17 protein-coding genes are annotated in these 14,590 nt (G+C 38.0%); 12 read left to right on the forward strand and 5 right to left on the reverse strand.

Annotated elements, in window-relative coordinates:
- The first annotated feature begins 2 nt into the window (after window positions 1–2).
- On the forward strand, window positions 3–1,814 hold the full coding sequence (pepF, locus tag AC3WSO_RS04585; protein ID WP_492529098.1) for an oligoendopeptidase F: 1,812 nt from the start codon (window positions 3–5) through the stop codon (window positions 1,812–1,814).
- Window positions 1,815–2,261: 447 nt separating this feature from the next.
- On the opposite strand, the gene AC3WSO_RS04590 is transcribed toward pepF, so the two are convergent.
- From AC3WSO_RS04590 to AC3WSO_RS04605, 4 genes are all read right to left on the reverse strand, one after another.
- Window positions 2,262–3,071: a DsbA family protein gene (locus AC3WSO_RS04590; protein WP_492529100.1), complete on the reverse strand. Its 810-nt coding sequence runs from the start codon at window positions 3,069–3,071 to the stop codon at window positions 2,262–2,264.
- Window positions 3,064–3,471, reverse strand: coding sequence for a globin domain-containing protein (locus AC3WSO_RS04595; RefSeq protein WP_197139873.1), 408 nt, complete (start codon window positions 3,469–3,471; stop codon window positions 3,064–3,066). The genes AC3WSO_RS04590 and AC3WSO_RS04595 overlap by 8 nt, the downstream gene beginning before the upstream one ends.
- A gap of 293 nt (window positions 3,472–3,764) precedes the next feature.
- Entirely contained in the window at window positions 3,765–4,562 is a 798-nt protein-coding gene (locus AC3WSO_RS04600) for a lytic transglycosylase domain-containing protein (RefSeq protein ID WP_492529102.1), read from the reverse strand.
- Window positions 4,563–4,743: 181 nt separating this feature from the next.
- A complete protein-coding gene (locus tag AC3WSO_RS04605) occupies window positions 4,744–5,337 on the reverse strand; it encodes a CYTH domain-containing protein (RefSeq protein WP_492529104.1) in 594 nt (197 codons plus the stop codon).
- 396 nt (window positions 5,338–5,733) lie between these two features.
- Here AC3WSO_RS04605 and AC3WSO_RS04610 point away from each other — a divergent pair, with 396 nt between their 5' ends.
- From AC3WSO_RS04610 to AC3WSO_RS04635, 6 genes are all read left to right on the forward strand, one after another.
- Window positions 5,734–6,117 carry a UPF0738 family protein gene (locus AC3WSO_RS04610; protein ID WP_492529106.1) on the forward strand — a complete coding sequence of 128 codons (384 nt, stop codon included), beginning with the start codon at window positions 5,734–5,736 and terminating at the stop codon, window positions 6,115–6,117.
- Between the two features lie 62 nt (window positions 6,118–6,179).
- On the forward strand, window positions 6,180–6,851 hold the full coding sequence (gene yjbM / locus AC3WSO_RS04615; RefSeq protein ID WP_349659081.1) for a GTP diphosphokinase: 672 nt from the start codon (window positions 6,180–6,182) through the stop codon (window positions 6,849–6,851).
- A complete protein-coding gene (locus tag AC3WSO_RS04620) occupies window positions 6,848–7,642 on the forward strand; it encodes an NAD kinase (protein WP_079559569.1) in 795 nt (264 codons plus the stop codon). The genes yjbM and AC3WSO_RS04620 overlap by 4 nt, the downstream gene beginning before the upstream one ends.
- 1 nt (window position 7,643) lies before the next feature.
- Entirely contained in the window at window positions 7,644–8,552 is a 909-nt protein-coding gene (locus AC3WSO_RS04625) for an RluA family pseudouridine synthase (protein ID WP_492534248.1), read from the forward strand.
- Between the two features lie 830 nt (window positions 8,553–9,382).
- Complete coding sequence (mgtE, locus tag AC3WSO_RS04630; protein WP_492529108.1) at window positions 9,383–10,759, forward strand: magnesium transporter; 1,377 nt, start codon at window positions 9,383–9,385, stop codon at window positions 10,757–10,759.
- Between the two features lie 53 nt (window positions 10,760–10,812).
- Window positions 10,813–11,217, forward strand: a complete 405-nt coding sequence (locus tag AC3WSO_RS04635; protein ID WP_492529110.1) for a hypothetical protein — start codon at window positions 10,813–10,815, stop codon at window positions 11,215–11,217.
- Between the two features lie 64 nt (window positions 11,218–11,281).
- On the opposite strand, the gene AC3WSO_RS04640 is transcribed toward AC3WSO_RS04635, so the two are convergent.
- On the reverse strand, window positions 11,282–11,806 hold the full coding sequence (locus AC3WSO_RS04640) for a CotY/CotZ family spore coat protein (protein WP_079559573.1): 525 nt from the start codon (window positions 11,804–11,806) through the stop codon (window positions 11,282–11,284).
- A 133-nt stretch (window positions 11,807–11,939) separates the two neighbouring features.
- On the opposite strand from AC3WSO_RS04640, the gene AC3WSO_RS04645 reads away from it, so the two are divergent.
- From AC3WSO_RS04645 to AC3WSO_RS04665, 5 genes are all read left to right on the forward strand, one after another.
- Window positions 11,940–12,344, forward strand: a complete 405-nt coding sequence (locus AC3WSO_RS04645; RefSeq protein ID WP_492529112.1) for a YhcN/YlaJ family sporulation lipoprotein — start codon at window positions 11,940–11,942, stop codon at window positions 12,342–12,344.
- On the forward strand, window positions 12,344–12,799 hold the full coding sequence (gene spoVAC / locus AC3WSO_RS04650) for a stage V sporulation protein AC (protein WP_492529114.1): 456 nt from the start codon (window positions 12,344–12,346) through the stop codon (window positions 12,797–12,799). Before AC3WSO_RS04645 ends, spoVAC begins: the two co-directional genes overlap by 1 nt.
- A complete protein-coding gene (locus AC3WSO_RS04655; protein WP_492529116.1) occupies window positions 12,793–13,788 on the forward strand; it encodes a stage V sporulation protein AD in 996 nt (331 codons plus the stop codon). Before spoVAC ends, AC3WSO_RS04655 begins: the two co-directional genes overlap by 7 nt.
- 16 nt (window positions 13,789–13,804) lie before the next feature.
- A complete protein-coding gene (gene spoVAE / locus AC3WSO_RS04660; RefSeq protein WP_492534249.1) occupies window positions 13,805–14,164 on the forward strand; it encodes a stage V sporulation protein AE in 360 nt (119 codons plus the stop codon).
- 65 nt (window positions 14,165–14,229) lie between these two features.
- Window positions 14,230–14,391: a YjcZ family sporulation protein gene (locus tag AC3WSO_RS04665; RefSeq protein WP_492529118.1), complete on the forward strand. Its 162-nt coding sequence runs from the start codon at window positions 14,230–14,232 to the stop codon at window positions 14,389–14,391.
- Window positions 14,392–14,590 lie beyond the last annotated feature (199 nt).

Genomic DNA, 14,590 nt, shown 5'->3' on the forward strand with positions numbered 1-14,590 from the left:
ACATGGCTAGTAATCAAGTTTTAGTAAGAAATGATGTTCCAGAAGAGTTGACTTGGCGCTTGGAGGATATATTTGCAACTGATGCACTATGGGAAGAAGAGTATAAAGAAGTTGCAGAACTTGCAAAAAAAGCGCCTAGCTATGCAGGTACTATTAAAAATGGAGCAGATGCATTAGCGGCAGTTCTAACTTATCACGATGAAATTTATGAACGTGCTATGAAGCTTTACACGTATGCTCATATGCGTAATGACCAAGATACGACAAATAGCTTCTATCAAGATATGAATAGTCGTATTCAAACATTAGCGACTAGCATTTCAGCTGCCCTATCATTTTTAACGCCTGAGATTTTATCATTGAGTGAAGAAACGATAGAAAGTTACTTAGCAGAAAACAAGGACTTACAACTGTATAAGCAATCTTTAAAAGAAATCACGATGGCACGTCCGCATGTATTACCAGCAGAGCAGGAAGCATTACTTGCACAAATGTCTGAGGTTACAGGTACTGCTTCAAATGCATTTAGTATGTTAAATAACGCTGATATTGTCTTCCCTAAAGTGAAAAATGAAGAAGGGGAAGAAGTACAGCTAACACACGGTAACTATATTAAGTTTTTAGAAAGTAAGGATCGCACTGTTCGTGAAAATGCTTTTAAAGCAATGTACGAAACTTACGGTAACTTTAAAAATACATTTTCCTCTACATTAACGGGCAATGTGAAAAAGCATAATGTTAGTGCACGTATTCGTAATTATGATTCTGCACGTCACGCAGCAATGTCTAATAACTTCATTCCGGAAAGTGTTTACGATCAATTAGTAGAAACAGTTCATAAGCATTTACCAGCTATGCAGCGCTATATTTCGTTACGTAAAAAGCTTTTAGGTGTAGACGAATTGCATATGTGGGATTTATTTGCTCCACTCGTTAAGGAAGTGGATATGAAAATCACTTACGACGAAGCGAAGGATATTTTAGTAAAAGCTTTAGCGCCACTAGGTGAGGAATATCAAGGCATTGTTCAAGGTGGTCTAGATAATCGTTGGGTGGATGTCTTAGAAAACAAAGGGAAACGCAGTGGTGCGTACTCTTCAGGTGCCTATGGAACAAATCCATATATATTAATGAACTGGCAAGATAATGTTAATAATCTGTTTACACTAGCTCATGAATTTGGTCATAGTGTACACAGTTATTATTCACGTAAAAATCAGCCGTTTGTTTATGGCGATTATTCTATATTTGTAGCGGAAGTAGCTTCAACTTGTAATGAAGAGCTATTAAATGATTATTTACTGAAAACAATTGAAGATCCTCAACAGAAAATTTATTTATTAAATCATTGGCTAGACGGCTTCAGAAGTACTGTTTTCAGACAAACAATGTTTGCTGAATTTGAACACCTAATCCACCAAATGGATAAGAACGGTGAATCTTTAACAGCAGAGCGTCTAACAGAGGTTTACTATAATTTAAATAAACAATACTTCGGTGAGGATATTGTTGTAGATGAGGAAATTGGCTTAGAATGGGCTCGTATTCCACACTTCTACTATAATTACTATGTGTATCAATATGCTACAGGTAAATCAGCTGCGACAGCATTAAGCAAACAAATTTTAGAAGAGGGTACACCAGCTGTAGAACGTTATATTAATAACTTCTTAAAAGCAGGTTGCTCTAATTTCCCAATTGAGGTATTAAAGGCAGCAGGCGTTGATATGAACGTTGCACAACCGATTGATGATGCATGTAAAGTATTTGAAGAACGTTTAAATGAGTTAGAAAAATTATTGTTAAATAATTAATTGGAAGGCTGTAGGAAATTCCCTATAGCCTTTTTTCTATGATTAATTAAATAATAAAAATTGTAAGAATAATGTTTTTTTTTGATTTCTAAATGTTTAAAAGTGCGTATCTTGAAAAAATATTGTTTGTAATCGCTTTCTATTTGACAAATTTGTGAATCTATCATTGGACTTGTTGCTATATTTACTATTCCATGATAAATTGAATCATGTGAAATAAATCACAAAAACAAACATACACCCCTTTGTTTGAACGTGAACATTTCTCCCATCCCCTTTGTGAAAAAGAGGCGTCACTATCTGTCGAGGATAGTGGCGCTTCTTTTATTTTTTTTAAGAAGTATTCCGATATAACTAAAAATGTTCCTATAAATAAAAAAAGAGAACAGGGACACAACATTAAATGTGTGTTGTATCCCTGTTCTTTAGAATTATAGTATAATTGCATTATTTAAGACGCCACAGTGTAGCGTGATCTGTCTGAATTCGTTCAATCTTTTGTTGTAGCATACGCTTCTTTAATTCACGTTCGGCATTTTGCTCTGTTGATGAGTAGATGAAAGCTACTTCATTCGTTGAAAGGGTATGGAATTTTGTAAATAATTCTTCCATTGTTGGTAATGGTTGACGCACAAGCTGTTCATCCATCATTTCTTGTAAAATATGTTCATAAACTTCATAGGAATAGTTGCCACTAACTTTAAGACCTTCATCTTCTATACATTCATTGAAAAACACAATGCTAGGGACTTCATCAACTTCCATCTCATGTTTAATATATAAATCGCATTGGAAGGCACGTGCTGCTTCTTTTGAACCGAAGTCTGCGGAAAATTCATTCATGTCTAATTGAACATCTTCCGCAATTTTTAACAGCGTAGCATAAGAATTGACATCTTGTTGATTTAGTAATACATATTCTTGTAGTTTCGACAGATAACGTGCGCCTGCACGTTTCCCCTGTAACTCTGCTGCTTTAATAGCAATCGATGGCAAAACAGGATGATTAATGTCGAGTTCAATACCGGATACACAACCTTTTACACGCTTACTTAAACAATTCAAAGAGGCAAGCTCTGTGCTTAGTACAAAGCGCCATGTAAAGTAATGATTGTATTCTAGCTGTAACTTACGAAGAACGGCTTGCAATTTAAAAGCTTCTGGACAAAGTGGATCTACGAAAATATACAATTCAATAGGCTTATTAGCAGTAGAAATCTCAGGAGTTGGCTCTTGTAGCATTTGAATATTATTCACGTAACAATTCCCCCTCATCGTCATTTGGTGTATTAATCATGTGATGAGCTGTTAATACTAAACGTTGATAATAAACTTCACGGAACTTACCTTCCATTCCTACTTCATCCATCGCTTCGGACATACATTCAAGCCAAGCTTGAGCACGATCAGGTGTAATTGGAAAATTCATATGACGTGCACGCATCATTGGATGACCATGCTCCTCAGTAAAAAGATTTGGTCCACCTAAATACTGTGTTTGAAATTGAATTTGCTTGCGTGCTGTTTCCGTTAAATCTTTTGGAAAGATTGGAATAAGATCAGGATGCTGTGCAACTCTTCTATAGAACGCATGGATTAGCTCTGAAAGCTTTTCAGCCCCCAGCTCCTCATAAGGAACAGTGTATTTTCGACTCATAAGTTTAATGCCCCTTTAATTCTTTATATCGTAAAGTATATTTTTATACTTAGTCATTTTCTTAAATGTGAATTCCTTGTGACTACCTTCATTCTATCAACGTCTTTTCGTTAACACAAACAAAGCGCTCTTCCGAAATTTTTTCGCTAAAAAAGCACAAATTTCACCACGCGGGTGAAATTTGCCGAAAAACGCTGTATTAACAATGATTATGCGAATCAAATTATGCCTCGGCATAATTACGTGACATCCGCCGAGGCATTAACTACTTTCAGTGAATTTGCTGAAAGTAGTTAAACTGTGTAGTAATTCATCACTTTTTTGACATAATTCTGCGTTTCTTTGAAAGGAGGAACGCCACCATACTTTGTAACGCGTGAAGATCCTGCGTTATAAGCAGCTAATGCTAATGTAGGATCATTATCAAATTTATCTAGCATTTGGCGTAAATATTTGGCTCCTGCCATAATATTTTGCTCTGGATCAAAGGAATTTGTAACGCCTAAGTATTGTGCTGTCTTTGGCATTAATTGCATTAATCCTTGTGCTCCAGCATGACTAACCACATTTGAATTAAAATTAGACTCTTGCTTAATCACGGCAGCGATGAGTTTCTCAGGTACATTATATGTAGCTGCAGCCTTTTGAATTATCGAAGCGTACTGATTCGCACCTGCTAATGAATTGGCATATGCTGTTGAACCAATTACGTTATCTGAAACGTAGGAGTCTAGCTTTGTACTTGTTGTGCTAGATTGTGTGTTTGCTAAAGCTGCTTGTACAGATGAAGGTATAAAGACGCTATTAGAACCATTATAAAGTAATGCTTGATACGCATTATTTTGCATGTTTTCAGATAAACCAGTTAAACTATTAAACTGATTCATCATAGATGAAGCGCTTGATACTCCTCCGAGTAAACTAGACAATTTTGTATTGTTAGTAGTAGTTGAGTCGCCAAGTATTTCGCTAATCATGTCTGAAAACATAGAATTGCTGTCTGTAAGATTGTTTGACGATGAATTTTCTGAAGCTCCTAGTGTTTGTAATGCTTGAATGTCAAGTAAAGTTCTGAGTGATTGGATATCCAAGGAGTTGCCACCCTTTCTTGTTATCTAGCTATCTTATTTCAGCAACATCCGCTAATAGAGTGACCAACATCACATTGGCCTAATACCTCCGGCGGATGTCACGGAATCGGAAAGGAAGTCTTTGTGCAAGCCAAAGCCGATTCAGGACGCGACGCAATTATGCTGGGGCATAATTGATCTATTAGTATTGTTCTTTATTCATTTGTAATGCTTTCATAAAACGCGCAATTTTTTTATCTGTTACCTGTTTTTCAATACCATATTGCTGTAGAAATTCGTCGAAGATTGCATTTCCTTTTATTGCATCTTTTGATTCATATTCTACCTCATAATCATCGCACTGCAAATAGAAAGAATGATCGAATACTAGAAGGCCATCCTTATAAGGTATTTCGACACGATCGGTTGTTAGTGAACCAAATACCTCCAATTTTTCTAAAGGAATGTTAAAGAGAGCTAGTCTTTTGGCTACTTCTTGGGCATAGAAACCTTCACTAACAAGCATTTTCTTAGCTTGCTCAGCAGTTAATTCGTCAGTCGTCTCTAAGTGTGCATGCTCTGCATTTTTTTCTTTAAAAGTACACTCAAAGTATTTGTCGATTTGTCTAATACGAAGCCCGCTTTGGAGTTTCCGAATAGCTTGCGAAGGTGTGTCGAAATAATGATTTGTTTGACGATGAATAGCATTTTCGGAAATGTTGAATTCTCGCAGTAAATATTCGTATTGCTCTTTTGTTAAAAGATTTTTAAACTCTATTTCAATTTGTTGTGCCATTATGTTCACCTGTTTATTTTATTTTTTAAGTGTGTTGATTAGGGGAAAACAGCATAGCGTGTGGTTGATTTCCGTTCCAGCTGGGCGCTTTGTTGCTGTCGCTTCGCTTTCGCGCAGAGCTTCCTGGGGGCGTCCGATGAGCCGCTTCACTGCGCTGCAGGGTCTTGGGCCAAAATGATGTTGGTCACGAAGGCGGTATCACAGGATGTGATGGTTTTAGCCTTCGTTCCTCTATTGCTGATCCCCAATGAGTCGTCCAGTCGGAACGGAAATCAACTACACGCTATAATAAAAAAGTTTCGTTCGTTATTTCATTGATTTAGTATTTACACACTGCAACTATTTACCCTCTATGATAAAATAAGAGGAAGAGTACGACGAAAAGGGGAACCGCGTGTGCGTAAAATTTATACTATAGAAACATTGAATTTTGAAAATGAAGAACTTCATTTTAGTTTAAACGACAATGAAGTAAATTTACAGTTAAAACCTGCTGCACAATTAATTGCAGATTCTGATGACTTTGCGTTTATTTATTTACTTGATGCAGGAGAAGATTATCATTACTTGCGTTTTCCGCCGAGTAGTTGGGATCAGCTTGTACATATTTTACAAAAAGGGAAAAATCCAAAGCTACAACTAGGTGAAGAAGTACTTGAGCTTACAAATTTTTACGATGAATTGGAAATGCTCGTGTATAATATTGAAGGAAATTACAATTATGGGGCGGAATTTGTCCAAGCGGTGGAACAACACTTTGAGAAATTTCTGGCTGAATAAAAAGACAAAACGAACAGACGGTGTTGGTTTTGTTCGATACCGAATGTCGGGAGGTTTTTGTGATGGGACAATGGGAAATATTTTTAAGTCCTTATAAACAAGCAGTAGATGAGTTAAAAGTAAAATTAAAGGGTATGCGTTCACAGTTTGGTATTGTTAATGCAAATTCACCAATTGAATTTGTGACAGGACGTGTAAAGCCTTTAGCAAGTATATATGATAAATCATTAGAAAAAGGACTTTCCTTTGAGCCTTCTAAGCAGCTAGGTGACGAGCTAGGGGATATCGCAGGTTTACGTATTATGTGTCAATTTGTAGATGATATATCAACAGTTACAGAGCTAATACGGCAACGTAAAGATATGCGTGTTGTGGAAGAGCGTGACTATATTACACATAATAAGCCAAGTGGCTACCGCTCATATCATATGATTGTGGAGTATCCTGTAGAAACGATACAGGGGAAAAAAGTGGTATTAGCTGAAATACAAATAAGAACACTAGCCATGAATTTCTGGGCATCTATTGAGCATTCTTTAAATTATAAATATAAAGGTATGTTCCCCGAGGAAATTAAAAATCGCCTTCAAAGTGCAGCGGAGGCCGCTTTCCGATTGGATGAGGAAATGTCGTCCATTCGCAGTGAGATACAAGAAGCGCAGGCCTATTTCAGCGAATATAAAGAAGCATCGAATCCTAATTTACTATCGGAGAAGGAGCGTGACTCAAAATGAAATTTTCCATTCAATCACGTAGAGATGCACAGTCGAACGAATTAATGGAGCTAGCTAGAACGTATTTGCAGGATTTTGGGTTAACTTATGATGAAGAGGCTCCTGAAATCGTAATTTCTATTGGAGGAGACGGCACTTTACTACATGCCTTTCATCGATATGCTCATTTGCTAGATCAGGTTGCCTTCGTAGGGATTCATACGGGACATTTAGGATTTTATGCCGATTGGAAGCCATCTGAATTAGAAAAACTTGTTTTATCCATTGCGAAAAAGGACTTTAACGTTGTGGAATATCCTCTATTAGAGGTAAAGGTGGAGCATCATAATGCGGAATCCAATACGTATTTAGCGTTAAATGAAGCAACTGTGAAATCACCTGATGTTACGCTTGTAATGGATGTTGAATTAAATGGTAATCAGTTTGAACGTTTCCGCGGAGACGGACTTTGTGTATCAACGCCTTCTGGTAGTACAGCTTATAATAAAGCCCTCGGTGGAGCAATTATTCATCCGACTTTAGCGGCACTCCAAATTACTGAGATAGCATCTATCAATAACCGTGTCTTCCGTACAGTTGGTTCACCACTCATATTACCAGCACACCATCATTGTGTTTTACGTCCAGTCAATGAACAAAACTTTAATATGACAGTTGATCATTTACAAGTCACGCAAGGTGATGTGAAGTCAATTGCATTTAATGTAGCAACTGAAAGAGTGCGTTTTGCACGTTTCCGTCCATTCCCATTCTGGGAACGAGTGCATGAATCATTCGTGGCCAATGAGTAAAATGGATACAAGATTTACACTGCATTTTATAGCGGAAAAGGAAGGCCAACTACTAAGGGAGGCCTTAGCTGAATGGCGCATCTCCAAGCGAGCTTTAACGGCTATTAAATTTGATGGAGGCTTACTGACAGTAAATGATGTCGAACGCAATGTTCGACATCCTCTTCATGTTGGCGATCGAGTTGAAGTTACATTTCCTCCTGAAGAAAAAAGTGAGGGGCTTACTGTTGAACATGGTGAACTTTCTATTATTTACGAAGATGAAGCAATTTTAGTGCTTAATAAGCCAGCACATCAAAGTACGATTCCTTCGCGTGAGCATCCAACACATAGCGTAGCGAATCTAGTGTGTGGTCATTTTCAGCAGCAAGGTTTAGCATCAACGGCTCATATCGTTACAAGACTTGACCGTGATACTTCTGGCTTGCTATGCATTGCCAAACATGCTCATATTCATCATTTAACGGGACTTGCACAGCGTAGCGGAGAGATTTCTCGACAATATGAAGCCATTGTACATGGACATGTGGCACGAGATGTACAATCAATTATTGCTCCTATTGGACGCAAGGAGACGAGCATTATTGAGCGTGAGGTGCGTGAGGACGGCCAATTTGCGCATACAGATGTGACAATATTAAGGTACTTTTATTTACAGGATGAACCGATGACACATATACAACTAAAGTTGCATACAGGACGAACACACCAAATTCGTGTGCATATGGCCTATGTGGGACATCCACTTGTTGGAGATGAACTTTATGGTGGAAGTCGTGGTCATATAAATAGACAGGCATTACATTGTGTATCTTTAAAGATGCTTCATCCTTTGACAGGTGAGAGGTTACAATTTACAAGTAACGTAAATGAAGATATGCAGCAATTATTGAATGACTCCTTAGTTTGAAGTTTATTTCTTCAAACATCTTTAGTTCACGAAGCGTGAAACCTATTACTGAATCATGTTATATATTTAAGGAGATGTTCGCACAAACGAGCATCTCTTTATCATTTTATAAGCTATCTTAACATCGTAACAGAAAATCGATTTCGCCTTGGCGTAATTGCGGCCGGATTTTGAATTGTGCTCACACAATTCATACCTTTCAAAATCCGTGACATCCGCCGGAGGCTTTATCTTCGTTCAGTAGGGTTTGGGCACGCATTGAAAAGGAACCATATCCACATTCATCTCACTACCTTCAGAGGTGGAAATCTTCTACTGAATGAAGATAAAGCGATTGTAGGTTATAGTAGAGTAGAGGATTTAGGCTCATTACCATAAGTTAGGAATGAAATGTAGGTCATGTGCAACAACAAAGCGCCCAGTAGGAACGGAAATCAACTCCACACTATGTGGAAGTTGAAAAAAATATGTAGTAAAAAAAGGGTTTGCAGAAAAGGCACCATTCACTCTATTATATAAAAGATAGATTTACGGAATTGCCCGTATTAATGATTTAACTTATGTCAGCAAATGTTTTCTGTGCAAAAAGCAAAGCGACAGGAACAAATGAATTTACTTTTCGGCGGTTGGTCAAACACCCGCTGAAAGAATTTAAAGCCTCCGGCGGATGCCCGGAATCTGGAAGGAGTTCTTAGGGGATGTTAGCCTAAAACCATCGCATCCATGTGATAACGGCTAACTGACCTGCATCGTGCAGGCCTAAGCACAAAGCCGATTTCGGACGTAATTATGCCGGGGCATAATTGATTGCTCGGAAGGAGGGGACAAGCATGATAGAGGAAAGAAATGAAAAGGATGATGTGCAATTCGACGAGGCACGTTTGCGAGAAATGCTCGAGGCACATGATATAAACGCATTCCGCGATGAGTTTTTAGAGCTTCATCCATATGATCAGGCAACGTTTTATGAGAAGGTGGAGCCTGATATACGAAAGACCATCTATTCGTTCTTGTCTCCGACGGAAATGGCTGATATTTTTGAGGCAATCGAAATAGATGATGATGAATACACAGCGTATCTGGCTGAGATGGACCCGTCATATGGTGCAGAAATGCTTTCTCATATGTATGCAGATGATGCAGCAGACGTTTTAAATGAATTGGATACGGAACAACGTGAAAGCTATTTAGGCATGATGGATGAGGAAACAGCTGAAGAAATTAATGAGCTTTTAAGATATGACGAAGGCACAGCTGGTTCTATCATGACGACTGAATATGTAGCGATACCAGAAAATTCTACTGTTCGTTCTGCGATGGCGATTTTACGGAAAGAAGCTCCGGATGCTGAAACCATTTATTATATTTTTGTCGTGGATGAAGCACATCGATTAACAGGTGTTATTTCGCTTCGTGATTTAATCATTGCGGATGAAGATACTCGTATACGTTCGATTATGAATGAACGTGTTGTGATGGTGCACGCAGGGGATGACCAAGAAGAGGTTGCCCAAATTATGAAGGACTATAACTTCTTAGCAACACCAGTTATTGACGATAAGGGTGAATTACTAGGGATTATTACAGTCGATGATATTATCGACGTTATTGATGAGGAAGCGTCGGAGGATTACTCTAAATTAGCGGGTATTTCCGATATGGATAAATTTGATACAACCTCGTTCCAAGCAGCTAAAAAACGTTTACCATGGCTTGTCATATTATTATTTTTAGGGATGTTAACAGCAAATTTGATGGGACAGTTTGAGGCAACGTTAGAACAGGTCGCGTTACTTGCGGTGTTTATCCCTCTTATTTCAGGTACTTCTGGAAATAGTGGAACACAGGCATTAGCGGTAGCTATTCGAGGAATTGCGACAGGAGATGTTGAAGAACATAGCAAGTTAAAATTACTCCTACGTGAAGCAGGCACAGGCTTAATGTCTGGAATTGTTTGTGGACTGATTGTGATTGGTATTGTCTATATTTGGAAACAAGAGCTTATACTTGGCATGCTAGTAGGAGCAGCGCTTTGTGGTTCAATTTTAGTAGCAACGCTTGCAGGTTCTTTTATTCCATTGCTTATGCATCGCATGAAAATTGATCCAGCTGTTGCATCAGGTCCATTTATTACAACATTAAATGATATTACAAGTATTTTGATTTACTTAGGTTTGGCGACAACATTCATAAGCAAAATAGGCTGAGAACCAATTTTCTTCCTTTCGCATATTGTATGAAAAAAAGGGAAGTGAGTAATGTGGGTCAAGAGCCACGCTTATTTATAAAGTCACCATCCTATTTTCTAAATATTTCTAAGGTGCTACATGAACTTGATTTGGATGAAAGTACGTCAGTGTATCTAAAGGACGGCTATTTCAATGAACAGATGATTGAAGAAAAAGAAGAAGAAGTGGTTGAAGAAGTACAAATAGATCCGTATTTACTAAAGCAACTTCAATTTTTAGAAAAGCCATTTCGGCAAAAAGCCTATCAACCGTTAGTCGTATGTTTAAAGGATGGTCGAAATTTACGAGGTAGTGCATCTAATGTAGAGACGGATTCATTGATGCTTACTTCTTTTGAATTAAAGACACAAGAAATTATTTATTTTGAGGACATAGAACAAGTATTATGGCGGGGTAAACAATTACCTACTTTATGAAAAAAGTGTACAGCAGAGGATGCTGTACACTTTTTTTATGTGTAGTGTGTCAAAGGAGAACAGATTATTCACAAATCCCTAAGTCTACATCAGCAATACATTGTACAGCACAGAAGCACGATAAATCTACAGTTATACAGCTCTCAGTGGAATTCCAATCATCTACTTTGCATATTTTTTTCATGTTGACACAGCAGCCGTCTCGACTTAATAGATCGACTGTACTTTCACTGGAGTCAAATGAACATAAAGGTTCTAAAACACGCAAGGTAGCGCAGCACTCATCAAACATATCTTCTACTCTGAAAAATACGGATGTACATATACATGGATCTGCTGTTGGAGAACTGAAAAATGCTTTAAAAGGAGTACCATCTTTTGTAATTAACATAAATACACGTGTATCTGCATGAGAGCGTGCTGGACTTACGATGCCTCCCAGTGGTTCTAGGAAACAGTTAGCTGTACATGGTTGACATTCTTCTCTCACCGCTTGATTCTGAATGTCTAAAATAGCGCGTACTACGTCACAAACGCAGCCTGCTGAATGGATTGGTCCAATAGGATTTGTTGGCTTGCCACAACCCATATTGTCACCTCCTTTCCTTGTTACTACTTCTACAATATGTACTTAAGAAAAATGGACTCGGGCCTTTGTATATATAGTTAAATGAATAGTTTTTTTATGGTTGGAGAAACTTTAAAGAAAAGGAGGGTAAAACTTGAAGCTATTAGGAATGATGTTACCTCTATTAGTCAGTTTATCGCTTTTAAGTGGTTGCGGTGAAAAAGAAAAATTTATTGTCTACGGTTCACCGGAAAATGAAAAAGAAGTTGAAGCCATATTAAAAGAGCAGAAATATGTAGACAAAACAACGGTTATCCAATACGACAATAGTATGCTTGTAGCAGTGCAAATTAAACCATGGGATAAATGGAAAAAGGCTAAATTAGAGAAAAAGTTGCAAAAGAAATTTGATGAAAAATACCCCAACAAAAAGGTTTTTGTCTCAACCGATTATAAAATATTTTATGAAGCAAATAAAATAAAAAGGGATCAAGTTGAAGATAATAAACTGAAAGATAAAATTAGCGAATTGAAAAAGCTAGCAAAGGAGCAAACATAGTGGAAAAAGAACAATACCAGCAATTAGAACAAAATGTCACGCCGAAACCGCCTTATTTTAAAAATGTTGCAAAGGCATTTATAGTAGGTGGGCTTATTTGTACGATCGGACAGGCCGTTTCACTTTTTTATATCATTTTCTTTAATTTTACTGAAGCGACAGCGGGAAATCCAACGGTTGCAACTATGGTATTTTTTGCCATGATTTTAACGGGTTTTGGCTTATATAAGAAAATTGGTCAATTTGCTGGAGCTGGGTCAGCTGTGCCTGTTACAGGGTTTGGTAATGCTGTTATTTCTGCTGCCATCGAGCATAGATCCGAAGGATTAGTACTTGGTGTTGGTGGAAACATATTTAAATTAGCTGGGTCCGTTGTATTATTTGGTGTTGTCTCCGCCTTTTTTGTTGCACTTATTAAATACATTCTTGTAACGATAGGAGTGGTTTCATGGTAATTGTCTTTCAATCGAAGCCATCCTTAATAGCAGCAGGTGTAGTAGCAGGTCCACTAGAGAAACGGAGTATATTTAGTCAACACTTTGATGCGACTTATGATGATGAACGTTGGCAAATGAAAACAAATGAACAAGGTCATCGGAAAATGGTGGAAGAGGCCTGTGAATTTGCCATGAAAAAAGCGGGCGTAAAAAATAAGGACATTGATTATTTTATGGGCGGCGATTTAGTGAATCAAATGACACCGACCAATTTTGCAGCTAGAGACTTAGAAATTCCTTTTATTGGACTCTTCTCAGCATGTGCTACCTCTATATCTTCAGTAATTATAGCGAGCCTTTTAACAGAAGTAGGTGCCGCAAACTTTTCTCTCGCTGGTGCATCCAGTCAACACAATGCGGTTGAGCGACAATTCCGTTATCCAATCGATTATGGTTCACAAAAGCCCCAAACTGCTCAATGGACGGTAACAGCTGCTGGATATGCACTAATTGGTAAACATCAAGAGGAATATCCTTCTATTGAAGCCGCAACTGTTGGAAAATCGGTTGATTATGGTATGGATGATCCATTTCACATGGGTGCAGCGATGGCACCAGCCGCTTTTCAGACGATCCAATCACATTTAGAGCAGCGTAATCAAAAAATTTACCACTATGATTTAATTTTAACAGGTGATTTAGGTCAACTTGGCTTAAAACTTTTAAAAGGCATGTTTGTTGAAAATGGTATCAAAAGTGAGGAGTTAAAACCTTTACGTGATGCAGGTGCCGAGTTTTATGGACAGGATGAGGCATTTCAATCCGGTGCAAGTGGTGCAGGTTGTTCAGCAGCTGTTTTTTTTAGTTATGTAATTCAACAGATGCGAGCAGGTACTTATAAACGAGTTCTTCTTGTGGCGACAGGAGCATTACTGTCTCCGCTTACTTTTCAACAGGGCGAGACGATTCCATGTACGGCACACGCGATTGAAATTACAATGAAATGAGGTAAAAGCTATGGTAATGACATTTGTATTTGCATTTTTTGTTGGCGGCATTATTTGTGCCATCGGTCAATTACTAATGGATGTTGGAAAATTAACGCCAGGACATACATTGAGTACTCTAGTCGTAATTGGTGCAATTCTAGACGGAATGGGCTTGTATGAGCCTCTCATTGATTTTGCAGGTGCTGGTGCAACAGTTCCAATTACGTCCTTTGGAAATTCTTTAACGCATGGTGCACTTGCTGAAGCAGAGAGGCATGGGCTTGTAGGCGTGTTAACTGGGATGTTTGAAGTAACAAGCTCAGGAATCAGTGCTGCCATTGTCTTTGGCTTTATCGGAGCATTACTTTTTAAACCAAAAGGAAATGTTGACTAGACGAATACCCCACCCATTTTTACAACCAAAACATATTATAGGTTGTAGAAGGGAGGGGTATTTTTATGGGATATCAAGGCTGGGGCTCGTATGGAGGGCACTCTGATGGTTGCTACGGAGGAGATTACGGCGGATATTATGGCTATGGACATGGTCAGAGTTCAACGTTTGTTCTAATCGTTGTTCTATTCATTCTTCTAATCATTGTTGGTGCTACTATTATTTAACTTCTTTCAGCTGAAAGAAGTTAAAGCCTCCGGACGCAATTATGCCGAGGCATAATTGATTTAATTAATGTGACAGTCGATAAGAGGCTTTAGCTTTTCTTCAGAGTGCTTTATTTTCTGAATAAAGTTTAAAGCCTTCACTAATTTTCGAATGTTTTCATAAATTAATAATGGAAATAAATTTAAACTTTAACTGATA

The organism is Lysinibacillus sp. EB106-09-02-XG168 (genome assembly GCF_058791475.1).

What these genes read in the sequence shown, in the direction of transcription:
- pepF (WP_492529098.1), top strand. Translation starts at nt 3, where the DNA reads ATGGCTAGTAATCAAGTTTTAGTAAGAAATGATGTTCCAGAAGAGTTG.
- AC3WSO_RS04595 (WP_197139873.1), bottom strand. Translation starts at nt 3,471, where the DNA reads ATGAGTCGAAAATACACTGTTCCTTATGAGGAGCTGGGGGCTGAAAAG.
- AC3WSO_RS04605 (WP_492529104.1), bottom strand. Translation starts at nt 5,337, where the DNA reads ATGGCACAACAAATTGAAATAGAGTTTAAAAATCTTTTAACAAAAGAG.
- yjbM (WP_349659081.1), top strand. Translation starts at nt 6,180, where the DNA reads ATGGGACAATGGGAAATATTTTTAAGTCCTTATAAACAAGCAGTAGAT.
- AC3WSO_RS04620 (WP_079559569.1), top strand. Translation starts at nt 6,848, where the DNA reads ATGAAATTTTCCATTCAATCACGTAGAGATGCACAGTCGAACGAATTA.
- AC3WSO_RS04625 (WP_492534248.1), top strand. Translation starts at nt 7,644, where the DNA reads ATGGATACAAGATTTACACTGCATTTTATAGCGGAAAAGGAAGGCCAA.
- mgtE (WP_492529108.1), top strand. Translation starts at nt 9,383, where the DNA reads ATGATAGAGGAAAGAAATGAAAAGGATGATGTGCAATTCGACGAGGCA.
- AC3WSO_RS04640 (WP_079559573.1), bottom strand. Translation starts at nt 11,806, where the DNA reads ATGGGTTGTGGCAAGCCAACAAATCCTATTGGACCAATCCATTCAGCA.
- AC3WSO_RS04655 (WP_492529116.1), top strand. Translation starts at nt 12,793, where the DNA reads ATGGTAATTGTCTTTCAATCGAAGCCATCCTTAATAGCAGCAGGTGTA.
- spoVAE (WP_492534249.1), top strand. Translation starts at nt 13,805, where the DNA reads ATGACATTTGTATTTGCATTTTTTGTTGGCGGCATTATTTGTGCCATC.
- AC3WSO_RS04665 (WP_492529118.1), top strand. Translation starts at nt 14,230, where the DNA reads ATGGGATATCAAGGCTGGGGCTCGTATGGAGGGCACTCTGATGGTTGC.